Origin of the sequence: Hymenobacter sp. NBH84 (genome assembly GCF_014217645.1) — a bacterium.
Taxonomy (GTDB): Bacteria; Bacteroidota; Bacteroidia; order Cytophagales; family Hymenobacteraceae; genus Hymenobacter; species Hymenobacter profundi.
Genome location: NZ_CP043644.1, coordinates 1,017,832 through 1,041,563, shown reverse-complemented (window position 1 = coordinate 1,041,563; position 23,732 = coordinate 1,017,832). Strand labels below are relative to the sequence as shown.

The 23,732-nt window shown below is 56.1% G+C and carries 18 protein-coding genes; 8 read left to right on the top strand and 10 right to left on the bottom strand.

All coding sequences use genetic code 11. The features are described 5' to 3' along the window. Window positions 1–79: 79 nt before the first annotated feature. The 4 genes from F1C16_RS04305 to F1C16_RS04290 form a co-directional block, all read right to left on the bottom strand. Entirely contained in the window at window positions 80–622 is a 543-nt protein-coding gene (locus F1C16_RS04305; RefSeq protein ID WP_185283130.1) for a YfiT family bacillithiol transferase, read from the bottom strand. Between the two features lie 117 nt (window positions 623–739). Then, entirely contained in the window at window positions 740–1,357 is a 618-nt protein-coding gene (locus tag F1C16_RS04300) for a bifunctional nuclease family protein (RefSeq protein ID WP_185283129.1), read from the bottom strand. Between the two features lie 99 nt (window positions 1,358–1,456). Next, window positions 1,457–2,434 carry an electron transfer flavoprotein subunit alpha/FixB family protein gene (locus tag F1C16_RS04295; RefSeq protein ID WP_185283128.1) on the bottom strand — a complete coding sequence of 326 codons (978 nt, stop codon included), beginning with the start codon at window positions 2,432–2,434 and terminating at the stop codon, window positions 1,457–1,459. A gap of 122 nt (window positions 2,435–2,556) precedes the next feature. Continuing rightward, window positions 2,557–3,297 carry an electron transfer flavoprotein subunit beta/FixA family protein gene (locus tag F1C16_RS04290; protein ID WP_185283127.1) on the bottom strand — a complete coding sequence of 247 codons (741 nt, stop codon included), beginning with the start codon at window positions 3,295–3,297 and terminating at the stop codon, window positions 2,557–2,559. A 74-nt stretch (window positions 3,298–3,371) separates the two neighbouring features. Here F1C16_RS04290 and F1C16_RS04285 point away from each other — a divergent pair, with 74 nt between their 5' ends. The 3 genes from F1C16_RS04285 to F1C16_RS04275 all read left to right on the top strand — a co-directional run bounded on the left by F1C16_RS04285 (window position 3,372) and on the right by F1C16_RS04275 (window position 6,095). After that, window positions 3,372–3,713, top strand: coding sequence for a tetratricopeptide repeat protein (locus F1C16_RS04285; RefSeq protein WP_185283126.1), 342 nt, complete (start codon window positions 3,372–3,374; stop codon window positions 3,711–3,713). A 101-nt stretch (window positions 3,714–3,814) separates the two neighbouring features. After that, entirely contained in the window at window positions 3,815–4,492 is a 678-nt protein-coding gene (locus tag F1C16_RS04280) for a response regulator transcription factor (RefSeq protein ID WP_185283125.1), read from the top strand. Window positions 4,493–4,697: 205 nt separating this feature from the next. Next, window positions 4,698–6,095: a cell wall metabolism sensor histidine kinase WalK gene (locus tag F1C16_RS04275; RefSeq protein ID WP_185283124.1), complete on the top strand. Its 1,398-nt coding sequence runs from the start codon at window positions 4,698–4,700 to the stop codon at window positions 6,093–6,095. Between the two features lie 7 nt (window positions 6,096–6,102). Here F1C16_RS04275 and F1C16_RS04270 read toward each other — a convergent pair whose 3' ends face one another. After that, window positions 6,103–6,540, bottom strand: a complete 438-nt coding sequence (locus F1C16_RS04270) for a hypothetical protein (protein ID WP_185283123.1) — start codon at window positions 6,538–6,540, stop codon at window positions 6,103–6,105. Window positions 6,541–6,801: 261 nt separating this feature from the next. Between F1C16_RS04270 and F1C16_RS04265 the strand changes: the two genes are divergently transcribed. From F1C16_RS04265 to F1C16_RS04255, 3 genes are all read left to right on the top strand, one after another. Next, window positions 6,802–8,094, top strand: a complete 1,293-nt coding sequence (locus tag F1C16_RS04265) for a TolC family protein (protein WP_185283122.1) — start codon at window positions 6,802–6,804, stop codon at window positions 8,092–8,094. 42 nt (window positions 8,095–8,136) lie between these two features. Continuing rightward, a complete protein-coding gene (locus F1C16_RS04260) occupies window positions 8,137–9,240 on the top strand; it encodes an efflux RND transporter periplasmic adaptor subunit (RefSeq protein WP_185283121.1) in 1,104 nt (367 codons plus the stop codon). Window positions 9,241–9,347: 107 nt separating this feature from the next. Then, window positions 9,348–12,512, top strand: coding sequence for an efflux RND transporter permease subunit (locus tag F1C16_RS04255; protein WP_185283120.1), 3,165 nt, complete (start codon window positions 9,348–9,350; stop codon window positions 12,510–12,512). Between the two features lie 65 nt (window positions 12,513–12,577). On the opposite strand, the gene F1C16_RS04250 is transcribed toward F1C16_RS04255, so the two are convergent. The 3 genes from F1C16_RS04250 to F1C16_RS04240 form a co-directional block, all read right to left on the bottom strand. Further along, on the bottom strand, window positions 12,578–13,660 hold the full coding sequence (locus F1C16_RS04250; RefSeq protein ID WP_185283119.1) for a family 43 glycosylhydrolase: 1,083 nt from the start codon (window positions 13,658–13,660) through the stop codon (window positions 12,578–12,580). A gap of 87 nt (window positions 13,661–13,747) precedes the next feature. Continuing rightward, window positions 13,748–15,307, bottom strand: coding sequence for a RagB/SusD family nutrient uptake outer membrane protein (locus F1C16_RS04245; protein WP_185283118.1), 1,560 nt, complete (start codon window positions 15,305–15,307; stop codon window positions 13,748–13,750). Window positions 15,308–15,328: 21 nt separating this feature from the next. Then, window positions 15,329–18,463, bottom strand: a complete 3,135-nt coding sequence (locus tag F1C16_RS04240) for a TonB-dependent receptor (protein WP_185283117.1) — start codon at window positions 18,461–18,463, stop codon at window positions 15,329–15,331. 425 nt (window positions 18,464–18,888) lie between these two features. Between F1C16_RS04240 and galK the strand changes: the two genes are divergently transcribed. Continuing rightward, window positions 18,889–20,079: a galactokinase gene (gene galK, locus F1C16_RS04235; protein ID WP_185283116.1), complete on the top strand. Its 1,191-nt coding sequence runs from the start codon at window positions 18,889–18,891 to the stop codon at window positions 20,077–20,079. 102 nt (window positions 20,080–20,181) lie between these two features. Then, on the top strand, window positions 20,182–21,231 hold the full coding sequence (locus F1C16_RS04230; protein WP_185283115.1) for a UDP-glucose--hexose-1-phosphate uridylyltransferase: 1,050 nt from the start codon (window positions 20,182–20,184) through the stop codon (window positions 21,229–21,231). A gap of 134 nt (window positions 21,232–21,365) precedes the next feature. Here F1C16_RS04230 and F1C16_RS04225 read toward each other — a convergent pair whose 3' ends face one another. After that, window positions 21,366–22,475: a family 43 glycosylhydrolase gene (locus F1C16_RS04225; protein WP_185283114.1), complete on the bottom strand. Its 1,110-nt coding sequence runs from the start codon at window positions 22,473–22,475 to the stop codon at window positions 21,366–21,368. A 39-nt stretch (window positions 22,476–22,514) separates the two neighbouring features. Then, complete coding sequence (locus tag F1C16_RS04220) at window positions 22,515–23,615, bottom strand: cellulase family glycosylhydrolase (RefSeq protein WP_185283113.1); 1,101 nt, start codon at window positions 23,613–23,615, stop codon at window positions 22,515–22,517. Between the last annotated feature and the right edge of the window lie 117 nt (window positions 23,616–23,732).

Below are 23,732 nucleotides of genomic sequence, written 5' to 3'. Positions count from 1 at the left end.
TGTTGTTCTGACAGTGCAGGCTAGAGGCCTGCGCATAGTAGATACGGGGCATAGCCCCGCGTCATTGCTACTTTATACCCTACCATTGCTCCCGCCGCCGCAGCTCGGTAATGTGCGCTACGTGGTGCTGCCCGTGCCAAGCATACAATACCAGCGCCTGATCGAGCGTGAACGTACGTTGAGAGATAGGGTGATAGAACGTGCGCTGCCACTGCGCCTCCGTGAGCTGCCGCAACAGCGTAGTCCAGCGGATGTGCAGCGCCTCCAGCAGCGCCAGCGATACGGCGGGTTTGGTGGCAGCGGTGTCGGGCAGTTCGGCCCAAGCCTGCTCATCGTAGGGGCTGATGGTAGGGTTATCCTCCGTGAGAGCCAGCTTGAAACGCACGAAGCTATTGAGGTGGCTATCGGGGAGGTGATGCACTACCTGGCGCACCGTCCAGCCGCCGGGGCGGTAGGGTGTATCTAGCTGCGCCGGGCTAAGGCCCGTTACAGCAGCTCGGAGCTGGTCGGATAGCAGGGCCAGTTGGGCCATGTAGGCAATGCGGGCACCTTGCGCTAATGGCTCCGTGGGCAAGGTAGGTTGGCCGATGGGGTAGCGCAAGTCGGGAAGGTCTGTTGTCATGGATTGAGGTGAATTGGGAAACGCAAGGTAGCAGCAAGGCGTCAGTGACGGCCTTCGGGGTAAAACAAAAGCCTCTCCCAAGCTGGAAGAGGCTTTTTTGGCAGTGTCATGGCCGCGTTATTCCTTGTTGCGCTTGTTTAGCTCGTCGCGGATTTTGGCGGCTTTCTCGTAATCTTCTTTTTCCAGTGCCTGGGCCAGCATTTTGGTTAGCTCGTCCAACGACACTTGCCCGCTTGGCTCGCGTGGCTCCGGCGCAGGCTTGCTGCTCGTGGTGTCGTCATCGTCGTCATCATCCTCGTCCGACTCTTCGGGGTTTTCGTCTAAGTCGCTCAAGATGATACCAGCTTCGCTCAGTACGCTTTCTACCGTATAAATCGGCACGCCAAAACGCAGCCCGATGGCAATAGCGTCGCTCGGGCGGGCATCCAACTCGAAAGTAGTAGCCCCATCGGAGCACACAATTTTGGAGTAGAAGACGCCTTCCTTCAAGTCAGAAATTATGACTTCCAGAATGGCTACGTGCACCTGCTCGGCAAAAGACTTGAAAAGGTCGTGCGTAAGCGGACGATTAGGATTTATTTTTTCTATCTGAATCGCGATACTTTGGGCCTCAAACATGCCAATGATGATGGGCAACCGGCGGTTGCCCGTCTTCTCCCCCAAGATCAGGGCAAACGACCCCGATTGGGATTGACTGGAAGAAAGTCCTAGTATCTCGAGCTGAATTTTTTTCACAGGAGAAAGTATGTGCTGGTAATGAGGTGAATGCGCTTAATAGGATTGCAAAGAGCGTTTAATATAGATTACAACGCTCATTATCAATCGGTTTACGCCTTAACCTAGTTCCTTAACGGCTTGGGTTAGTTTCGGTAGTACGTCGAATACGTCGCCAACGATGCCATAATCGGCCGCTTTAAAGAACGGAGCCTCCGGGTCTTTGTTGATGACCACAATCACCTTGGAGGAATTGACACCCGCCAAATGCTGAATGGCGCCCGAAATACCGCAGGCAATGTACAGGTTGGGCGAGATGGTGATGCCCGTTTGGCCCACGTGCTCGTGGTGAGGGCGCCAGTCCACGTCCGATACGGGCTTGGAGCAGGCCGTAGCTGCACCCAGCGCCTTCGCCAGATCCTCAATCAGGTTCCAGTTTTCGGGGCCCTTCATGCCGCGGCCACCCGATACCACTTTAGCAGCTTCGGGAAGCAGTACGCCGCCCGCTTGCTCCTGCATCACCACTTGCTTGGGTGCGTCGGCAAAGTCGGCGTCGGTCAGGTTGGCCGAGAACTTCTCTACCGAGGCAGTTTTGCCGGCTTCCTGCTGGGCTTCAATGGAATTCTTTTTAACAGCAATAATCTTGCGGTCAGTGGTGAGGGCCACATCGGCCAGGGCTTTGCCCGAGAAGGCGCCGCGCTTCACCACAAACTGCCCGCCTTCGGTGCGGGGCAGTTCTACGGCGTTGGTCGCTAGGCTAGCTTTCAACCGAATAGACAGGCGCGAGCCTACCGCAGCACCAATGTTGGAGTTGGCCAGCACCAGCACCTGCGCGCCTTCCTGCTCGGCGGCGGCGGCAATGAGCTTGGTGTATGCACCGTTCACGAAGTCTTTCAGGCGGGGCTCCGCATCATACAGCACTTTGCTGATGCCCTGCTCTCCTAGCTTGGCTAGGTTGCCTTCAGTGGCCTCGCCTACGGCTACGGCTGTAGCTGTGGTGCCCAACTGCTGGGCTACCTGGCTAGCGTAGGTAGCCACTTCCAACGAAGATTTTTTCACTTCGCCGTTATCGCATTCTATAACTACTAATACAGACATGGTTTTGCGTTTTGTCATCCTAAGTGGAGCGAAGGACCTTATCACGTCCGCGCCACTTGAAGTAGGAAAACCAACGAAAGCAGCCGTGATAAGATGCTTCCTTCGTCAGCATGACAGTCAAACTAAATTACCTTGGCCTCGTTGCGCAAGAGCTTGATCAACTCGCCGGCGTTTTCGGCGGGGATAAGCTTCACGCCTTGCTTCTTGGGGGGTAGGGCAAACTCGGTTACCTCCGTGCGAGGAGCATCGCCGGTGGGCTCTACTACCTTCAGGGGCTTGGTGCGGGCCGTCATGATGCCGCGCATGTTGGGGATGCGAGGCTCGCACATGGGCTGCTGGCACGACGCCACGAAGGGCGTGTTCACCTCTACGATTTCCTTGCCGCCTTCAATTTCGCGCTCCAAAGTGGCGTTGTTGCCGCTCATGTCCAGTTTCATAGCCGGCGCTACCGTGGGGATGCCCAGCAGTTCGCCTACCATGCCGTGTACCTGGAAGCCATTGTAGTCGATGCTTTCCTTGCCCATCAGAATCACGTCGTAGCCACCGTCTTTGGCCACGTTGGCAATCTGCTCAGCCACGAAGAAGGCATCTTTCGGCGCGGCGTTCACGCGGATGGCGTCGTCGGCACCGATGGCCAGGGCTTTGCGAATGTTGGGCTCCGTATCGGCCTCGCCTACGTTAAGCACCGTCACGGTACCGCCGCCCTGAGCTTCCTTCAGCTCAATGGCGCGGGTCAGGGCGTATTCGTCCCAGGGATTTATCACAAATTGCACGCCGGCCTTGTTGAACTCTTTGTTGTCGGGCGTGAAGGTGATTTTAGTCGTCGTGTCGGGCACGTTGCTGATGCAAACGAGAAACTTCATTAGGCTGCGTTAGATAGACAAACAATACGGGAAAGCCCCTAATTTCGGGCGAAGATACAGAAAACTCCTACCCGATGGAAAACACACCCAGCCGCCTTTCGCAACTCCTTGCTTTCTACGCCGACGACCCGCACGATGCCTTCACGATCTACGCGTTAGCCACCGAATACCGGGCATCGGACCCACAAAAAGCCATGGAATATTATCAAACACTGCTGGATGAGCACCCCGAGTACGTGGGTACGTATTATCACGCCGGAAAGCTGCTGGCGCAATTAGAAAAGCCCGATGAAGCCGAAAAAGTTTTCCGCAAAGGATTGCAAGTAAGCCGCAAAGCCGGCCAGATGCACGCCGCCAGCGAATTGCAACAAGCCCTTAATCAGCATTTGGGTTTGGATTACGAGGATGAGGTATAAGGTTTTTGATGGGAACTGAGGGCTGAGAACTGAATAGGAACTCAACTACCACTCCTACCTAACTACTCATACGCCCATCCCCTACCCCACCAAGAACCCCCATGAAAATCCTACTGATCGAAGACGAGCCGAAAGTATCCGCGTTTATTCGGCGCGGCTTGGAGGAGGAACACTATGAGGTGGAAGTAGCTTACGATGGTACGTTTGGCCAGCGGCTGGCGCTCACGCACGCCTACGACCTGATTATTCTGGACGTGATTCTACCCAACCAGAGCGGCCTAGAGGTACTGAGAGCTATTCGTCAGCAAGACCAGCAGGTGCCCGTGCTGATGCTGACGGCACTGGGCACGACCACCGATAAGCTCCACGGCTTCGACGGGGGCGCCGACGACTACCTCGTCAAGCCCTTCGACTTCGCTGAACTGCTGGCCCGCGTGAAGGCCTTGACGCGCCGCCGCGGGCAAACCGCCAAAGGGGCGGTGCTCACACTAGCCGACCTCAACCTCGATACAGCCGCCAAAACCGTTACGCGCAACGGCCAACCCATCAAGCTCACCGCCCGCGAGTTCAACTTGCTGGAGCTTTTCATGCGCAACCGCGGTCGGGTGCTCAGCCGCGCCGAAATAGCCGAAAACTCCTGGGAAGAGTCCTTCGACTCCGGCTCCAATGTCATCGACGTGTACGTGAACTACCTGCGCAACAAGATTGACAAGAACTTCCCTACCAAGCTCATTCACACTGTAGTAGGCATGGGCTATGTGCTGCGGGAGGAAGGGTAGGCAAAGGGTATAGAAAGAGTAGAAAGTTTGTCATCCTGCGCTTGCGAAGGGGCTTCTCACGGGTGAACGAGTCGCTGTTAAGATGGTCGTTCTCGCGTGAGAAGGTCCTTCGCAAGCGCAGGATGACAGACGCTTTTCTTTATCCACCCTATTTTCTTAGCCCCCTATCCTCCCCCAACCTTCCTATCCTTCCTACCTTCTTCCCATGACCATCCGCAACCGTCTGACGCTCTTGTTTCTCAGCATGGTAGCTGTTATTCTGGCGGTGGCACTTACGGTGGCGTATGTGCTGCAAGCTCGCTATTCGCAGCGGGAGTTTCGGCAGCGCCTGCGCGACCGGGCGGAGGTGACGGGCTATATTTTTCTGGAACAGGATGAAATGCGGGCTGGGGCTTTTCGGTCGTTTCAGCATCGCTATTTGCAGGCTCTAAACAACGAGGTATTGCAGATTTACGATTCCAACCACCAGGTGCGGTTTCTGGAGGAAGATGAGCGGGTTACGCTATCCGATAAGCTACTGGCCCGCATTGTGGTCGATGGCGAAATGTACTTCACTATTGGCTCGCGGCAGGCCATCGGGTTATTTTACCACGATAACCAGGGCGACTATATTATAGTAGCGGCGGCAGAAAACAAGCTGGGCAGAGCACGCCTGCAAAACCTCGCCCTCATCTTGTCGCTGACGTTTGTAGGCAGCCTGGCCGTTATCTATGTGGCCGGGCGAATCTTTGCGGGGCGGGCGCTGGCGCCCATTGCGGCCGTCAACGACCAGGTGGACCGCATTACGGCCCGCGACCTGCACTTGCGGGTAGACGAAGGCCTGCGCCACGAGCAGGACGAAATTGCCCGGCTGGCCCACACCTTCAACCGCATGCTGGAGCGGCTAGAAGAGAGTTTTGAGGCCCAGCGCACGTTTGTCAGTAATGCGTCGCACGAGCTGCGCACTCCGCTCACGGCTACCATTGGCGAAGTACAAGTGCTCTTAAAGCGCGACCGGGAGCCAGCCGAGTACCGCGAGGCGCTGGCGTCGGTGCTGACGGAGTTGCAGCAGCTGAAAGACCTGATCAACAACTTATTGGAATTTACACAAGCTAGCTTCACCAACTTTACTGGCGACGAGATTCGCTTGGATGAGCTGCTATTCGAAGCCCGCGAAGCCATTATGCCCCCCCAGCGGCAGCGGGTGCAAATACGCTTGGGCGAGTTGCCGTCTGACCCTACCGCCCTGGAAACCACCGGCAACCACCAGCTGCTTGCGCGCGCCCTCACCAACTTGCTGGATAATGCCCTGAAATATTCGGGTAGTGCGCCGGTTACCGTCAGCTTTCACTACGCCGACAGCCGGGTACACATTCAGATAGCCGATCAGGGCATCGGTATTGCTGAGAAAGATTTGCAGCGCATTTTTCAACCCTTTTTCCGGGCCGATAATGCCCGCGGTGTTGTTGGACACGGGGTGGGGCTACCGCTCACGCGCAAAATTATTGAGCTACACGGCGGCCAGTTGCATATTTCCTCCCGCTTGCACGAGGGAACGGTGGTTGATGTGCAGCTGCCTACAGGCAACCCGACTCAATGCTCCACCACACAAGCTACTATTTGATAATATTTCAGCTCAAAAGCGCTACTGTAGGACTACTTGGGTGAGCGGCGACGCCCTGTTTCTGCAACCACAGGCAGGCGGTAGCTACATCATCGAACGTAGTCACTACCATCGGCTTTACGTGAATAAGGATACGCTCTGTGGCATCGCGGTCGGGAAATAGGCGGGGGTAGACCCAGGCAATGTAGCGCAACCCGGCCCCTACCAGCTCCCGCAACCACCATTGGTCCCAGGTCGACAGATCGACGGAGGTGCTGACGATAGTAGAGGTGTCGTTTAGAATTTTGCTGCTGGGCTGCTGGCGCAAAGCTTCCAACAGCAGCAAACCCGCCGCCTGAGACGATTCTTGTGTATGCACTCCCTGCCAATCAGTGTAGAGCCACCGGTTGATTTCATCGTAGTAAATGGATATACCCGGCGTGGTAGCAATCAGACGAAGCTGCATGAGCAAGAGCAATAAGCACTGGTAAGAACTACTGATGATCCGTGTGGACTGACGAAGCTAGTGAATAGAATGAAATTTAACAGAGTGATACTATAATTATTCCTATAAATTTCAATTTACTTTTATTTTAATTATCTCATTAACAAGAATATATTTCAAATATACGGTTTCTAATCCGTTTCTAATCCGTTTCTAATCCAACTCTAATATCAGCCTAATTCCGTCGGAGTACACTTGCATATCCAATTATCAGAACCGGATATGTCTCGCTTTCACTCGCTGCTGTTTTTTCTGTTGTTGCTGACCGGCACTGCCCACGCCACGGCGTTCCTACCCGTGGTGGCCGTGCCCGATACGGCCCAGTTGACCCTCGCTGAAGCCGAGCAGCGCTTCGCCCAAAACAACTTGTTGCTGCTGGCCCAGCGCTACAACGTATCGGCCGCACAAGCGCAGATTCTACAGGCTCGGCTCTGGGACAACCCTACCCTTTCGCTGGAGCAGAATACCTATAACCCCAACACGCGGCGCGCCTTCGACGTGACACGCCGAGGTGAGAGCATTGTGCAGGTGCAGCAGTTATTTGCCATTGCCGGCCGCCGAAAAGCTGCCGCCAACGTGGCCCAGCAGGGCGCTTTGGTGGAGCAGTTCAACTTGGAAGACCTGCTGCGTACCCTCAACTACCAACTGCGCACTACCTTCTTCGACCTGTACTACAAGCAGCAAACCGTCGGCACTTATAACACCGAAATCAACTCGTTTCAGCGGACGCTAACGGCCTACCAGAATCAGTATGAGAAGGGCAACATTGCCCTGAAAGAGGTGATTCGGTTGCGGGCCTTTTTGTTTGACTTGCAAACGGAGCGGCAGGCGCTGCTCTCCGAAATTGCCACGCAGGAATCGGATTTGCGGATTTTGTTGCGCGAGTCGTCGGGCACCTACTTCCGTCCCACGGTCAACGATTCCCGGTTACAAGCCTTGTCGTTAACGGGCTTTTCGGAGGAACAATTAGCCGATACGGCTCAGGTAGCCCGCGCCGATTTGCGCGCCCGCCAGGCCGATGTGGAACAGCAAAACCAAAACCTGCGCCTACAACGCGCCCTGGCAGCCCCCGATCTGGCCGTGGGCTACGTGTACGACCGCGCCGGCAGCTATATCCAGAACTACAACGCCGTGACCCTGGGCGTGGCCGTGCCGATTTTCAACCGTAACCAGGGCAATATCCGCACGGCGCAGGCCCAGATTGAGCAGAGCCGCGCCCAACGTGACCAGCAGCTGCTCACGGTGCGCAACGACGTGCAGGAAGCCTGGCGCCAGGCTCAGCAAACCGACGCGCTCTACCAAACGGCTACCCGCAACATCAGCGACTTTTCGCGCCTGATTCAGGGCATTGAGCAGAGCTACGCCAAGCGCAACATCACCATCGTGGAGTTCCTGGACTTCTACGAGAGCTACAAAAACAACATTGTGCAGCTCAACCAGTTGCGCGCTGCCCGCCTGCGGGCGTTCGAGTCGCTCAATTTCTCGGTAGGACGCACTGTCTTCAACGCCGAGTAAGACTGCCGATACTTTCAACAGACCAAACTAACCGCATACGATATGAACCGCTTTGCCACGTTGGCCTCTACCCTGGCCCTCCCGCTCGCCGTGGGTTTGGCGAGCTGCTCCACCCACACTGAAGCCGAACAGCCGCACAAAGCCGAGGCCGGCTTCTCGCTGTCGGACCAGATGTTGCAGGAGCTGAAGATTGATACGGTGCACGCCGAGCCCGTGCGCGACGAGCTGCTGCTGACCGGCCAGATTGCCTCCAACGGCGACAAAACCGTGAAGGTGTACCCACTGGTAGGCGGCGTGGTAGAACAGCTTTCGGTGGAACTGGGCGACCACGTGACCAAGGGGCAAGTGCTGGCTGTGATTCGCAGCGGCGAAATTGCCGACCTGCAAAACCAGTCGTCTACGGCCGGTTCCGACCTGGATATTGCCCGCAAGAACCTGCAAGTGTCCGAGGATCAGTTCGAAGATGGCCTGGCCTCGGAGCGCGACGTGACCCTGGCCCGCCAGGAGCTGCGTAAGGCCCAGAGCAACGTGGGTAAGAGCCGTAAGCAGCTGAATGTGTACGGCGTATCAGCCGATGGCACTTACACGCTACGCGCGCCCATTTCGGGCTTTATCACGGAGAAAAACGTGACCGACCACATGCAGTTCAACGCCGACAACGTGGGCAACCTGTTCACGGTCAGCAACCTGGACGACGTGTGGATTATGGCCAACGTGTTTGAGTCGGATATCTCGAAGGTGCACCAGGGTTACACCGCCCAGGTAACCACCCTCTCCTACCCCGACAAAGTGTTCACGGGCCGCATCGACAAGGTATTCAACGTGCTTGATCCCGACTCGAAGGTGATGAAGGTGCGCGTGCGCCTCGACAACCCCGGCTACCTGCTCAAGCCCGAGATGTATGCCCAAATCAAGGTAGAGAACACCCAAAACGAGAAGATGCTGGCCGTGCCGGCCCAAAGCGTGGTGTTCGACAAGGACCGCAATTTCGTGATGGTGTTCAAAGACCGCAGCCACATCGAAACCCGCGAGGTGAAGGTAGCCAAGACGGTAGGCGACACCAGCTACGTGGAGTCGGGCCTGCACGACGGCGAGCGAATCATCGCCCAGAACCAGTTGCTGGTGTACGACGAGTTGAATGACTGATTTTTTAGCTGTTAGCTGATGGCTATTAGCTATTAGCTTTTGTGCTACAAATCATCGACCCTACTTCTATAGAAAGCTAACAGCCAACAGCTACCAGCTAAACTCAAATGAATAAGTTCATCCAAGGCATTATTGCCTTTTCGTTGAAGAACCGCGGTTTCATCTTTCTGATGACGCTGCTGGCCATTGTGGCCGGGGTGGTGAGCTACCGGAACACGCCCATTGAGGCGTTTCCGGACGTCACGAACACCGAAATTACCATCATCACGCAGTGGCCCGGCCGCTCGGCCGAGGAGATTGAGAAGTTTGTGACGGCCCCGGTGGAAATTGCCCTGAACCCGGTGCAGAAGAAAACCAGCATCCGTAGCACTACCCTGTTTGGGTTGTCGGTGGTGAAGGTGATTTTTGATGATGGCGTGGACGATGCCTTTGCCCGCGTGCAGGTCAACAACATGCTGCAAGACGTGGACCTGCCCGACGGCGTAGACCCCGAGGTGCAGCCGCCCTACGGTCCTACCGGCGAAATTTACCGCTACACGCTGGCTAGCAAAGACAAAACCGTGCGCGAGCTGAAAGTCTTGCAAGACTGGGTGATTGAGCGCAACCTGAAAGCCGTACCCGGCGTGGCTGACGTGAACAGCTTCGGCGGCGAAGTGAAGGACTACGAAATCAGCGTGAACCCCAGCAAGCTCCAAGACTTCGGCATCTCGCCGCTGGATTTGTACAACGCCATTCAGCGCTCGAACATCAACGTGGGCGGCGACGTGATTAACGCCGGACAGCAGAACTTTGTGGTGCGCGGCATCGGCCTGCTCAACAACATCTCCGACATCAACAACACCGTTATCAAGAACGTGAACGGGGTAGGGATTCTGGTGAAGGACGTGGCCATTGTGCACGAGTCGGCCCTACCCAAGCTGGGCAAGGTAGGCCGCAACTACGACGACAACATGGTGGAAGGCATTGTGGTGATGCGTAAGGGCGAAAACCCCTCGGAAGTTATTGCCGCTTTGAAAGCGAAAGTGACGGAGCTAAACGAGAAGATCCTACCCTCCGATGTGAAGATCAAGACCTTCTACGACCGCCAGCAGCTGATTGACTTCTCCACGGAAACCGTGATTCACAACCTGCTGGAGGGCATTATTCTGGTAACGGTTATCGTGTTCGTGTTCATGGCCGACTGGCGCACCACGGTGATTGTGTCGGTGATTATCCCGCTCGCGCTGCTGTTTGCCTTCATCTGCCTGCGGCTGAAGGGCATGTCGGCCAACCTGCTGAGCATGGGTGCTATCGACTTTGGTATCATCATCGACGGGGCCGTGGTGATGGTGGAAGGGCTCTTTGTGGCCCTCGACCACAAGGCGCACGAGGTAGGCATGGAGCGCTTCAACAAGCTCTCGAAGATGGGCCTGATCAAAAAATCTGGCCGGGAGATGGGCAAGTCGATTTTCTTCGCCAAAGCCATCATCATAACCGCCCTCCTACCCATCTTCTCCTTTGAGAAGGTAGAAGGCAAGGTGTTTTCGCCGCTGGCCTGGACGCTCGGTTTTGCCCTGCTTGGCGCGCTTATTTTCACGCTGACACTGGTGCCGGTGCTGGCTTCGATTCTGCTCAAAAAGAATGTGCGCGAGAAGGACAACTTCTTCGTGCGCGGCATCAACCGCGGAGCACAGCGCTTCTTTGCGTTCACCTACGCCCGCAAAACGGCTAGCTTGTTGGTGGCTACGGTGGTGGTAGTGCTGGGCTTGGGCGCCTTCCACTTCCTGGGTTCGGAGTTCCTACCCGAGTTGAACGAAGGCTCGATCTATGTGCGCGCACAATTGCCGCTGAGCATTTCGCTGGATGAATCGAACAAGCTCTGCAACGAGATGCGGCGGGTGTTCCTGAGCTTCCCGGAGGTAGGCGACGTGGTGAGCCAGACCGGCCGCCCCAACGACGGCACCGACCCCACCGGGTTCTACAACAACGAGTTTCTGGTGCAGCTCAAGCACACCCCGGAGGTAGAAGCCGAAATGAAGCACAAGGACAAGCGCGAGGCCCTGATTGAGCACATGAAGCAGAAACTGGCCCGTTTCCCCGGCGTGGATTTCAACTTCTCGCAGCCCATCACCGACAACGTGGAAGAGGCCGCCTCGGGCGTGAAAGGCTCCATTGCCGTGAAAATCTATGGCACCGACCTGAAACTGATGGAAGCCAAAGCCCGCCAGGTATACGACGTACTGAAAGACATCAAAGGCATCGACGACCTGGGCGCGCTACGCAACATCGGGCAGCCCGAGCTGCACGTGGAGCTGGACGAGCGGCGCATGGCCCAATACGGCGTGAGCAAAGCCGACGCCAACGCAGTGCTGGAAATGGCCGTGGGCGGCAAGCAAGCCACCCAGATGTACGAGGGCGAACGGAAATTCCCCATCGTGGTGCGTTACGAGGAAGGCTTCCGCCAGTCGCCTACCCAGATTGCGGCCCTGATGGTGCCTACCATGAACGGCAACTCCGTGCCGCTATCGGAAATTGCCACCGTCTCGGACGTGAACGGCCCCTCCCTCATCTACCGCGACGACAACAAGCGCTTCTCGGCCGTGAAGTTCAGTATACGGGGCCGCGACATGGGCTCTACCATCGAGGAGGCCCAGCGCAAGGTAGATGCCGTGGTGAGCCTACCCAAAGGCTACAGCATGAAGTGGACCGGCGACTTCGAAAACCAGCGCCGTGCCACCCAGCGCCTCACGCAGGTAGTGCCCATTTCGCTGGCACTCATCTTCTTCATCCTGTTCATCTTGTTCGGCAATTTGAAAGACGCCGGGCTGGTGCTCCTAAACGTGCCGTTCGCCATCATTGGCGGCATTGCGGCGCTGCTCATCACGCACACCAACTTCTCTATCTCGGCTGGTATTGGCTTCATTGCCTTGTTTGGTATCTGCATCCAAAACGGCGTGATTCTGATTTCGGTGTTCAAGCAAAACATGCTGAAAAAGATGAGCCTCGACAACAGCATCCACGAAGGCGTGACCTCCCGCGTGCGCCCCGTGGTGATGACGGCCCTCATGGCCACCATCGGCCTGATGCCGGCGGCCATCAGCACCGGCATCGGCTCCGAAACCTCCAAGCCACTGGCTATTGTGGTAATCGGCGGCCTGATTACGGGCACCATTCTCACGCTGTTCATCTTCCCGCTCATCTTCGAGCGCGCCTACCGCGCCGAGCATACGCATTACGGTGATGATCCAGCGCTGCGCCAGCACCACCGCAAGCCGGCGCTGGTGGGAGCGTAGGCCCAGCAGAAAACACGAAACCCCAGTACCGGAAGGCGCTGGGGTTTCTGGTTTCTGAGTGATAGCTACTCCCCACTGGGCACGGGTAGGGCCGTGCCAATAGCCACAGGTGTCCCGAAATCGGGCATGCCGTCGCTTTTCCAGGTGAAGGGCTGCATGCGGGGCGTACGGGAGTTGCTGCACCCCTGTCCCGTCATTGGGTTGGCGTGGTAAATCAGCCAGTCCTGGGTGCCGTCTTTCGACTTGAAGAAGCCGTTGTGGCCGGGGCCGTAGGCCTGGTTAGCGGGATTTTTGGTAAAGACCGGGGTAGCCGTTTTGGTCCAGGAATCGGGTTTGAGCGGGTCGGCGGTGCTGGAGGCCGTGAGTAGGCCCAAGGCGTAATCGTCGGTGCTGCAATGGCTGGCCGAGTACACGATGAAGGTTTTGTCGCCGTGCTTCAGCGCCTCTGGGCCTTCGTTCACGAAGACAGGGCCGTTTTTTTCCCAGCTGTAGGTGGGCTGAGAAATCTCTACCCGCTCGCCGGTGAGGGTGGTGGGGCTACTCATCTTGGCGATGTACAAGCGCTGGGTTTCGTTTTCTACCCCGCCGCCAAAGTCCTTGTGGCCCGACCAAACAAAGTAGCGCTGCCCGTTCTGCTCCAGCACGGTGCCGTCGATGGCCCACTTATCGTCGGAGGTAGCTACTTTGCCTATTAATGACCACGTGCCGGTAGTAGGGTCAGCCGCCGGATTTTCCAGTACCCAGGTGCGGTGGCCGCCGCGGCACATCGGATCGGCGCTGAAGTACACATACCACTTGCCATCGAAGAAGTAGATTTCCGGTGCCCAGATGTCGCGGTAGCTGCCGTTGGGCGTCCAGATCACCTTTTCCGGGGCCGAGCCTACCTCCGACATCTTGGCGGTTTTGCGCAGGCGCAGGTCGCCGCCCGAGGTGCTCATGTAGTAGTAGAAACCGTCTTTCTGATACACCCACGGGTCTGGCCCCGAGGAGAGCAGCGGATTTTTGAAAGTGGCTGCCCCGGTAGTAGGCGGCGTGACGGGCGGCGTGGGCGTGGGTGTAGGATCCGAAGACGAGCCACCACCGCAGGCCATAACGCTCACCGTAACACTCCAAAGCAGAAATCGGCGGATGAAATTGTTAGCTAGCATATCGAAGAAAGAAAAGGAAGAACGAGAAAATACATATAAAAAAAGCCGCCGCACCCGTTGCAGGCGCGGCGGCTTTTTGTGGCATCATTACCAGCCTGGATTTTGCTGTAGTTTGGATAAATCAATGTCTTGTTGCGGAATAGGTAGCAAACGCGACTTATTCAACTCAAAGTTGTTGAAGTCAGGGTCGCGGCTTTTCAGCTGGCTTATTCCTGCCTGATCTTTTAGCAAGCCCCAACGTTGCAAGTCAAACCAGCGCAGGCCCTCGCCGGTAAGCTCGGTAATACGCTCGTGCATCAGCTGTGTGCGCAAGCTTTCACGATTGAAGTTACCCGCTACCAACGGTGCTAAGCCGGCACGCTCGCGCACTTGGTTGATAAGGGGAATAGCATCACTTGTTCGGCTTTGCTCATTTAATGCTTCGGCTTGTAGCAGCAGCACATCGGCATAGCGCATCACCCGAAAGTTGATGGGCGAATCGAAGTTCTCTGTGTTGCGGTAATAGTCGGTTTGATATTTACGCCAGTAGACACGCTGCCTATTCGCAAGATCAGGGTAGCGCGACCAGTAGCCTCTGCCATATACAAGCGTATCAGCATCAACAGGTAGCGCAGTGGCAAACTGCCGGCGATTGTAGAAAACGGTAGCCGCCAGGCGCGGATCGCGAGTTCCAGCGGCAGTGCCTTCTTTCAGGAACTCATTCACTACCCAGGTGCGCACTTCCCCATCGCTATACCCTACGCCGAGCGGCCCAAAGAACTGCGAGCGTTGGCCGCCTTCTGAGGAAGTGGCATCGTCGCCATCATTACCGCCAAGCTTAGCGTCCGAATACTGTACTTCAAAGATAGATTCCGAGTTGTTCTCCGAAGTGTGACGGAAATTATCCGTGTATGCGCCGGTCAGGCTGTATTTACCAGAACCTATTACTTTTTGAAACTGGGCGCTGGCATCAGCCCAACGACCATTCTGCATATATGCTTTTGCCAGCAAGGTACGGGCTGCTCCTACCGTTGCCCGGCCTAAGTCGTTGCCAGCGTACGTGTCATATAAATTAGGGGCAGAATCGGAGCCTATTGCTTCCTGCAAATCGGTGTATACTTGCTCCCACACCTGTGCTTCTGTTGCTTGCCCTGACAGTGCAGGCGGATCTATTGGCTCTAGCACCAACGGCACATTACCATAGAGCGACGCTAGATTGAAGTAGAACAGCGCGCGCAGGAAGTGCGCTTCGGCCACTACTCTTCTTTTCAGTCGGGCGTCCATCTCAATGTTAGGCACATTTGCCAACACTTGGTTGGTGCGCCAGATAGCCCGGTAATGGTCGCGCCAGATATTTTGGTTTACCTCGAAGTTGTAGTTGGTGATGATAAACTTCGTGAAGTTGGATAGCTCGCCCCAAGGACTGTTACTCAGCCCCTCGTCGGAGCGCAAGTCATAAGCAAAGTTGAGCCACCGGCGGTAGGTACCCAGTTGCTGCAAACCACTGTAGGCAGCATTAATGCCTTTTACCGCATCGTTGTCGTTGCGCCAGAACAGCTCCGTTACGGTTTCGTTGGGGTTCGTCTGGTCTAGCAGATCTTTTTCGCACCCAGTAGTCAGCAGCAAACCGCCTACCAGTGCAGCAATATGAAGAGGATATCGTTTCATGGAATTTCGAAAGAAGAAAGCTTAGAAGCCAAGCTGTATGCCAGCCGTAAACGTGCGGATGTTGGGGTAGCTGCCGTCGTCTACTCCACGTGCCAGGGTGCCAGCACCGGCTGTTTCGGGGTCATAGCCTTTGTATTTGGTGATGGTAAATATGTTCTGCCCTGTTACATACACCCGCAGGCTGCCTACCCCCTTCAAGCGCTCTAGCGCCGTAGCCGGAATGGTGTAGCCGAGTTGTACCGTTTTCAGGCGTAGATAAGACCCATTTTCCAACCACCGGGTAGAGTTCAACCGAGCATTCTCACCCGCCGATGCCCCAGAAATAATAGCGCGCGGGGTGGTAGTAGAAGGATTCGTTGTTGTCCAAGGGTTCAGGTCGCTACGGTAGTTGCTGTTGTCATCCAGGCGGTCGAGCCACCAGCGGCTAAGGTTCAGAACATTATTGCCCTGCACTCCCTGGAAGAAAGCCGTCACATCGAAGTTGGCATAGCTGGCATTCAGATTCAGGCCATACTGGATTTTCGGGAATACCCGTCCAACGTGTTGAATGTCTTCTGTAGTAATTACCCCATCGCCATTCACATCTTTGTACCGAACATCACCGGGTTGGGCATTGGGCTGGGCACTGCTGGCAATGTCTTCGCCTTGCTGGAAGATACCATCGAACTGGTAGAGGTAGAAAGATCCAAGTTCATACCCGGCTTCTGTGCGTGCCAGCTCGAAATTGTTAAAATTGTTCGAGAAGAAGAATGGATTACCTGCTGCGTCATTTAAACGCGTTACTTTATTACGAATCGTGGTCAGGTTACCACTAACGCCATATTTAAACGTACCACGGCTTTCATTGTAGCCTAAGGCTAGCTCAAAGCCTCTGTTTTCCAAGCGCCCAATAGGCTGGTAGGGGTTGGCACCATCATTACCATAGATTAGCGCGATGGGTGGGTCGACTAGCGCGTTACGAGTTTGCGATACGTAATAATCAGCTGACAATGTGATACGGTCTTCCAGGAAGCCGGCATCAAACCCTATGTTCGCTGTGCGGCGCTCTTCCCACGTAATACCTGGGCTAGCTAAGGCCGTTTGAATCTGACCATTCAGGATAGTTTGGCTAGGCCCCAACGGATAGTTCACATTGGGATTGATGGTCCCCTGATAACGGTAGGATCCTCCGTAAGCGCCGCCAATAAAGTCGTTGCCTAAGCCGCCATAACTAGCACGTAGCTTCAGGTTGCTGATTTTATCGTTTAAGCCTTCAAAGAATGCTTCGCGTGAGATACGCCAACCGGCTGAAGCCGCCCAGAAAGTACCCCATCGGTCAGCGAAACGTGAAACCCCATCTCGGCGGATAGCCCCCGTGAGCAGGTAGCGCTGTTTGTAATCGTAAGTACCCTGGCCAAAGAAGGATTGTTTAGCCCAAGTGTATTGATTGCCCTCTACCTGTGGGGCGGTACTACCAGCGCTCAGCGCCCAGTTGTAGTTGGGTCCGACGCCATAGTCGTTATTTCGACCGCGTGTAAACTCATTGTGCTGACGCTGTACGCTATAACCAGCTACTGCTGTCACATTATGATCTCCAAAGCTTTTGTCAAACGTCAAGGTATTTTCAGCTAGCCCAAAAAGCTCATTCCCTTGGTTTTCGGCATAGTACGACGGGTTATCAGGGTCGCCGAAGCGCCAGAAGCCGTATTGCCGCTTTTCCTGGTCATGGTAGGCATGATACTCCGTAGCTAAGTTCAACCGGTAGCGCAGGAAGCTGAAAATGTCGAACTCACCGTAGATGCTCCCTTGTAACCGGTTGGAAGTACCCGTGTTGTTAAACAGCTTTTGCAGTGCAATCGGGTTGGTGCCGTACGTTGGCGCATTGTTATCCCCATACCCGAAACCACCCGGATGCGTGTTGTCATACACCGGAATGACAGGCAGCATTCGGCCCAGATCGTTGAAGGGCGTGCCATTTAAGCGGGTTTGGTTGGTCCGCGTCAGCAGAGCACTTTCGCCTACCCGTAGGCGTCCGCGGGTGAAGCCGGAATTCAGACGCATGCTGTAGCGCTCGAACTTCGGCCCAACTACTGTTCCCTTCTGGTTGAAATAACCAGCCCCTATCAGAAAATTGCTGGATCCTTTTTCGCCGTTATTGCCACCCGAAAAGCTCAGGTTATAGTCTTGTACTGATCCTTGCTTTATAAACTCTTTCTGCCAATCGGTATCTACTATCTGCCCATTCGGATCTAACTCCCCGTTGGCATTACGACGCGGCAGTGCATTGGCAAAGGGTAAGCGAGCAACACCTGCGTTGTCGTGCGCTTGGTTGTTGATGTTGGCCCACTCCTGTGCATTCATCAGATCATAGGTCTTCCGAATGTTTTGCACCCCGGCGTAGGCGTTGAAGTTAATGGCTGGGGTGCCCGCCTTACCACGCCGCGTAGTGATGATGATGACACCGTTGGCTCCGCTAGATCCGTAGGGAGCCAGAGAAGCCGCGTCTTTCAGCACCTGTACACTTTCTACATCTTGTGGGTTAAAGTCGCGTAGGTTGGTTGTCCACAGACCATCAACCACATAGAGTGGCCCACCACCACTGGAAATAGACCCTACTCCTCGAATGTTCACCACAGGAGCTTGACCTGGTATACCTGTATTGGTAACCTGCACACCGGCTAGGCGCCCTTGAATAGCCTCGCCCAGGGTAGCTACAGGCGCTTGCTTCACCTCGCGCGCTCCCACAGAGGCCACGGAGCCCGTTACATCCTCGCGCTTCTGCGTGAGGTAGCCCACTACCACCACATCGTTCAGCGTCTGGGCATCGGGTGCCAACGAAATGTTAACAGAAGTACGGCCATTCACGGCTACCTCCTGGCTGGTGTAGCCCACGAAAGAAAAAACCACGGTAGCATTGTCTGGTACCGTAAGAGTATACCTACCATCAGCATCGGTTTGGGTGCCATTGCTGGTACCTTTTACAACTACGTTTACACCGGGTAGGCCCGTACCTGTTTCATCTACTACTCGGCCCGATAGGGCTACATCAGCCACTTCAACCGCATCGTGGGTTGCAGTGCGTGCTACTGGCGGCGCTGCGGCCGCCAACGTCATCGGCAAACAGCAGAGTAGCGAGGGTAGCGCTATCTGCTGTAGGTAACGTACATTCTTTTTCATGAGGGATAACTAAAAGGGAAGTGGGAATGGGAAACTTCTTGCAAACGTTTGCTTATAAATCGTCAATAAAATATTCGCAAACGTTTGCACATAAGCAGAAAAAAAGGCCTTAGAGCGCAAATCAACGTACTGATAACGGGAATTTACCAAGATACCGGGTAACCAAGCGAGTCAAAAGAGCACCACCTTGCGCGAAAGAATAAATGCAATTTTAGGTGTTCAGTGCGCTAAATTCAACATTTTACGTTAAATAATTATAATTTAAAGCATTCTATAAGTCTTTGACAGGGAAGTATTGGACTTATAAACCACTACTGACAAAAGACTTATCAACTCTTGAGAACTATTTACTGACAATCGGACAAACGTTTGCGTAAATTTTGTTCTTTTGCATTCATCCTTCTGTTCCATTTACTCTCTGTAATATGCTTTCAGCTACCGTTGAGGCCGCTTTTCGGCAACACTTTTCTGCTACTCCCCTATTGATCCGAGCACCGGGCCGGGTCAATCTGATCGGGGAACACACCGATTACAACAACGGCTTTGTGTTGCCGGCAGCCATCGATAAGGAAATCTGCTTTGCCGTGGCGCTGAATGACCAGTTGGAAGCGCGCTTGTATTCCGTAGATCAGGAGGAGCACTACGTAGTGAACCTGAAGGATGTGCAGCCGGGCAAAACCCAGTGGGCCAACTACCTCAAAGGTGTGGTGGCAGGATTTCAACAGCGGGGCGTTACGGTGCCGGGCTTCGATTGTGCTTTCGGCGGCAACGTGCCCATTGGGGCTGGCTTGTCGTCGTCGGCGGCGGTGGAGTGCGGACTGGCGTTTGCGCTAAATCAGCTGCTTGCTGCCGGTTTCAGTCGGATGGAGCTGGCCCTAATTGGGCAGCAGGCCGAGCACCAGTTTGCGGGCGTGCGCTCCGGCCTGATGGACCAGTTTGCCAGCCTATTCGGCAAAGCCGACCACGTAGTGCGCCTCGACTGCCGCTCGCTGGACTACGAGTATTTCCCGTTCGACACCGCTACCTGCCATATTGTATTGTGCAACTCCGGCGTGAAGCATTCCCTGGCCAGCTCGGAGTACAACACCCGCCGCCAGGAGTGCGAGAAGGGCGTACAGATTCTACAGCAGTACTACCCCGAAATCGAAAGCCTACGCGATGCTACCCTGGCACAACTAGAGCAGCACCGCGAGGAGCTGGGCGATGTAGTATACCGCCGCTGCACCTACGTGGTGCGGGAAAACCAACGCGTAGAAACCGCCTGCCAGCATTTGGTGCAGGGCGACCTAGCCGCATTTGGACAGGAGATGTACGCCTCACACGCCGGACTGCGCGACGATTACGAAGTGAGCTGCCGCGAGCTGGACGTGCTGGTGGAAATTGCCCGCGAAACGCCCGGCATTCTGGGCTCCCGTATGATGGGCGGCGGGTTTGGCGGCTGCACCATCAACCTGGTGCCTACGGAGCTGGTGGACAGTTTCTGCGAGCGGGCAGCGGCTGAATACCAAAGCCGCCTAGGCTTGCACTTGGAGACGTACAAAACCTCCATTGTGGCCGGGGTAGAAGCGTTGCCAACTACCATAGAATCGGAGCGGAAGCCAGATAGCCGACGCTAGCCTGTTGCCATTTTCGGCGGAGGCGGCGCTACCTACGTATGCTTCCTACCCCACCGGCGCCCGCGTAGGGCCTGTTTTTCACCTTTCAGATTCCAGACCGTTATGGCTGAATTCAACTTCAACGACCACCCCCATCGCCGCTTCAACCCCTTGCTGGGGGAGTGGATGCTGGTTTCGCCCCAACGCTCGAAGCGGCCGTGGCAGGGCCAGCAAGAAGAGCCCGACCGGGCCGAGCGCCCCGCTTACGACCCTACCTGCTACCTCTGCCCCGGCAACGTGCGCGCCAACGGCGAGCATAACCCGCAGTATACCGGCACCTTCGTGTTCGACAACGACTTCGCCGCCCTGCAAGCAGATGTACCTGCTGGCGACCTGAACGTGGAAGGACTGCTGCAAGCCAAGGCCGAATCGGGAGTAGGGCGCGTGATTTGCTTCTCGCCCCGCCACGACCTCACCCTACCCGAAATGAGCGTGGAGGCCATCCGTGGGGTAGTGGATGTGTGGGTGGAGCAGTTTCAAGAGCTGGGCGCCCAAACGGACATCAACTACGTGCAGATTTTCGAGAATAAAGGCTTTATGATGGGCTGCTCGAACCCGCACCCGCACGGCCAGATCTGGGCGCAACGCCACGTGCCCGGCGACCCGGCCAAAGAAACCGTGCAGCAAGAAGCGTATTACAAGGAGCACGGCAAGACCCTGCTGGCCGATTACCTGGCCCTAGAGCTACGCACCAAAGAGCGGGTGGTAGTTGAAAATGACCACTTTGTGGTGTTGGTGCCTTTCTGGGCAGCCTGGCCCTACGAAACCCTGGTGCTGCCACGCCGCGTGGTGCAGGATATCACCCAGCTATCGGATGAGGAGCGCACAGCCTTCGCCGACATCATCCGCCGCCTCACCATTCGCTACGACAACCTGTTCCAGACCTCGTTCCCGTACTCCGCCGGCCTGCACCAGCGCCCCACCGACGGCCAGGAGCACGAAAGCTGGCACCTGCACATGCACTTCTACCCGCCGCTACTACGCTCGGCCACCGTGCGCAAGTTCATGGTAGGCTACGAATTGCTGGCCGAAGCCCAGCGCGACATCACCGCTGAGTACGCCGCCCAGCGCCTCCGCGAGCTGCCGGAAGTGCATTACAAGGCTAATTTGTAAGTCAGAGACTGCCTGTCATCCTGAACGCAGTGAAGGACCTTATCACGTTGAACGAGTCGTTAATACGATAATAGTTCAGCGTGATAAGGTCCTTCACTGCGTTCAGGATGACAGATTTTATATCCTTCCCTCGCTCACTTCTCCCCGCTCGGCCGCGCCAGGGGCGTACCCGTCGCTACCGGCACGCCGAAGTTGGGCGTACCGTCGGCGTTCCAGGTGAAGCGTTGGGCGCGGGGCGAGCGGAACCCGCCGCAGCCTTGGCCGGGCTGGTTGTTGGCGTGGTAGAGAATCCAGTCCTGCTTGCCGTCCGGCGACTTGAAGAAGCTGTTGTGGCCGGGCGCGTACACGCCGTTAGTGGGGTTGGCTTGAAACACCGGCTCGGGGCTTTTGGTCCAGCTTTCGGGCTTGGTCAGGTCGCTTTTGGCGGAGGCCGTGAGCATCCCAAGCTTGTAGGAATCAGTCCAGCACCCGCTAGCGGAGTAGATGAGGTAGAGCTTATTGCCGTGGCTAAGCACCTCGGGGCCTTCGTTCACATCTACGTGGGGCGGGTTGCTGGTGGCGCCCAGGTCGCCGTCCTTTTCCCAGGGGTAGGTAGGGGTAGACACCAGCACACGCGGGCCGTCTATGGTCCAGGGGTTTTTCAGGTGGGCCAGGTAGATGTTCTGGCGGCCATTCACGTCGCCTTCCCACCCCGACCATACCATATACAGCTCCTTGTTGTGCTCGAAAATGGAACCATCAATAGCCCACTTGTTGGTAGCGTCGGTGAGCTGGCCTTTGTCGGTCCAGGTGCCTTGCAACGGGTCGGGCGAGTCGTTTTCGAGTACCCAGAGGCGGTGCGTTTGGTTGTTGCCAGCATCGGCGGCATAGTACACGTACCACTTGCCGCGCAGGTAGTGCAGCTCCGGCGCCCATATTTCGCGGGAGTTGGGGCCAGTGGCGGGAGGCGTCCATACCACGCGCTTCTCGGCCGTACCCAACTGGCTCAGCGACTTGGTTTTCCAGAGCGTAATGTTCCGGCCCGTGGTGTGTGTGTAGTAGTAATAGCCGTCGTGGTAGATGCTCCACGGGTCGGCGCCGGAGGGTAGCAGCGGATTAGTGAAAGTAGCCTCTGGAGCTGTAGTCGTAGCAGACGCATCGGCGGGGGCGGTAGCAGCCGGGCGGGTGCAGCCCCCTACCCCGCCTAGCAGTGCTACGCTCAGCAGCAAGCTGCTCAGCCACCGCACAGGTGCTATGCTTCTCATTGGAGGGAGCGTGCGTAAGGAAATTAACAGAGTCATAGCTTATTTACCGTTCAGCTTTTTGATGAGGTCGGCTTCATCCTGGCGGTAGGGCGTGCCGTCTTTGCGGAACACTTCGTGGAACCACTCAATGGGCTCCGAGCCATCGGCCAGGGGCGTATCCCAGGCGTATTTTGTGTTGGTTTTGCCGTCAACCAAGCCCCAGTTGATGGCGCCTACGTTCTCTTTTTTCAGCATGGGCATGGTGGTGGCGAAGCGGCTGTTGCGCGGCCGGGCCATATACTCGGTACAGATCAGTGGGCGGCCGTTGGCTTTCAACAGCTGCACTACCCGGCGGTGCCAGGCTTCTTCCTCGTAATCGTGGTAGGTCACCACATCGGAATGGCCGAGCTGAAAGGCGTTCAGCTTCTCAAAGTCCCAGTTCCACAGGCCAACGCTCAGGGGCTGCGAAGGGTTGACTTCGCGGGCCCAGGCAAAGGTGTTGCGCAGCAGCGGCAACGACGTATCGCCCTTACCGGAGTTGCCGGGCTCATTGTATAAGTCCCAAAGCAAGATGCGCTTATCATTGGCAAACGTGCGCACCACGTCCTGCACGTAGGGCTTCAGGGCCATGAAGGTAGCCGAGTCGCGCGAGGCCGGGTCGCCGGGGTCCTGCACCCAACCCGAGTTATGAATACCGGTTTTGGGCGCCGGCTGTGTGCCGGGCTGCGACGTCTTGTTCCAACAGTCATCAAAAAACACGAAAATCGTCTGGATGTGGTGCTTGTCGGCAATAGCCAGGTAGTCGTTCATGCGTTTCTTGAAGCCCGCCTGGTCTTCTTTCCAGGCCACGCTGTGTAGAAACACGCGCATGGCGTTGAAGCCGATACCCTCGGCCCAGCCTAGCTCCTTATCGATGGTAGCGGGGTCGAAGGTTGCGGCCTGCCACATTTCCAGTTGGTTGATGGCCGTGCTGGGCGTGAAGTTGGCCCCATTAATCCAGGGATGTTGCTTGTACCAGGCGTTGGCCTTGTCGGCCGACCACATCTGGCCGGTGGTGGCCGTAGCTACGGCGCGGCTTTTGGTCTTGGCTTTCGTCTTTTGCGCCTGCGCGCCGGTGGTCGTCAGCAGCGCCAACGACAGATAGAGCAATAGTTTTTTCATAGGGTAGGGAAAGTGGGAATGGAAAGATGAAAAGCGAAAAGGCGAATTATCTGTCATTTCGAACGCAGTGAGAAATCTGAGGTCTGTCAGTAGCTGACGATTCCACCAGTTGCAAGC

What these genes read in the sequence shown, in the direction of transcription:
- F1C16_RS04305 (WP_185283130.1), bottom strand. Translation starts at nt 622, where the DNA reads ATGACAACAGACCTTCCCGACTTGCGCTACCCCATCGGCCAACCTACC.
- F1C16_RS04295 (WP_185283128.1), bottom strand. Translation starts at nt 2,434, where the DNA reads ATGTCTGTATTAGTAGTTATAGAATGCGATAACGGCGAAGTGAAAAAA.
- F1C16_RS04290 (WP_185283127.1), bottom strand. Translation starts at nt 3,297, where the DNA reads ATGAAGTTTCTCGTTTGCATCAGCAACGTGCCCGACACGACGACTAAA.
- F1C16_RS04285 (WP_185283126.1), top strand. Translation starts at nt 3,372, where the DNA reads ATGGAAAACACACCCAGCCGCCTTTCGCAACTCCTTGCTTTCTACGCC.
- F1C16_RS04280 (WP_185283125.1), top strand. Translation starts at nt 3,815, where the DNA reads ATGAAAATCCTACTGATCGAAGACGAGCCGAAAGTATCCGCGTTTATT.
- F1C16_RS04275 (WP_185283124.1), top strand. Translation starts at nt 4,698, where the DNA reads ATGACCATCCGCAACCGTCTGACGCTCTTGTTTCTCAGCATGGTAGCT.
- F1C16_RS04270 (WP_185283123.1), bottom strand. Translation starts at nt 6,540, where the DNA reads ATGCAGCTTCGTCTGATTGCTACCACGCCGGGTATATCCATTTACTAC.
- F1C16_RS04265 (WP_185283122.1), top strand. Translation starts at nt 6,802, where the DNA reads ATGTCTCGCTTTCACTCGCTGCTGTTTTTTCTGTTGTTGCTGACCGGC.
- F1C16_RS04260 (WP_185283121.1), top strand. Translation starts at nt 8,137, where the DNA reads ATGAACCGCTTTGCCACGTTGGCCTCTACCCTGGCCCTCCCGCTCGCC.
- F1C16_RS04255 (WP_185283120.1), top strand. Translation starts at nt 9,348, where the DNA reads ATGAATAAGTTCATCCAAGGCATTATTGCCTTTTCGTTGAAGAACCGC.
- F1C16_RS04250 (WP_185283119.1), bottom strand. Translation starts at nt 13,660, where the DNA reads ATGCTAGCTAACAATTTCATCCGCCGATTTCTGCTTTGGAGTGTTACG.
- F1C16_RS04245 (WP_185283118.1), bottom strand. Translation starts at nt 15,307, where the DNA reads ATGAAACGATATCCTCTTCATATTGCTGCACTGGTAGGCGGTTTGCTG.
- F1C16_RS04240 (WP_185283117.1), bottom strand. Translation starts at nt 18,463, where the DNA reads ATGAAAAAGAATGTACGTTACCTACAGCAGATAGCGCTACCCTCGCTA.
- galK (WP_185283116.1), top strand. Translation starts at nt 18,889, where the DNA reads ATGCTTTCAGCTACCGTTGAGGCCGCTTTTCGGCAACACTTTTCTGCT.
- F1C16_RS04230 (WP_185283115.1), top strand. Translation starts at nt 20,182, where the DNA reads ATGGCTGAATTCAACTTCAACGACCACCCCCATCGCCGCTTCAACCCC.
- F1C16_RS04225 (WP_185283114.1), bottom strand. Translation starts at nt 22,475, where the DNA reads ATGAGAAGCATAGCACCTGTGCGGTGGCTGAGCAGCTTGCTGCTGAGC.
- F1C16_RS04220 (WP_185283113.1), bottom strand. Translation starts at nt 23,615, where the DNA reads ATGAAAAAACTATTGCTCTATCTGTCGTTGGCGCTGCTGACGACCACC.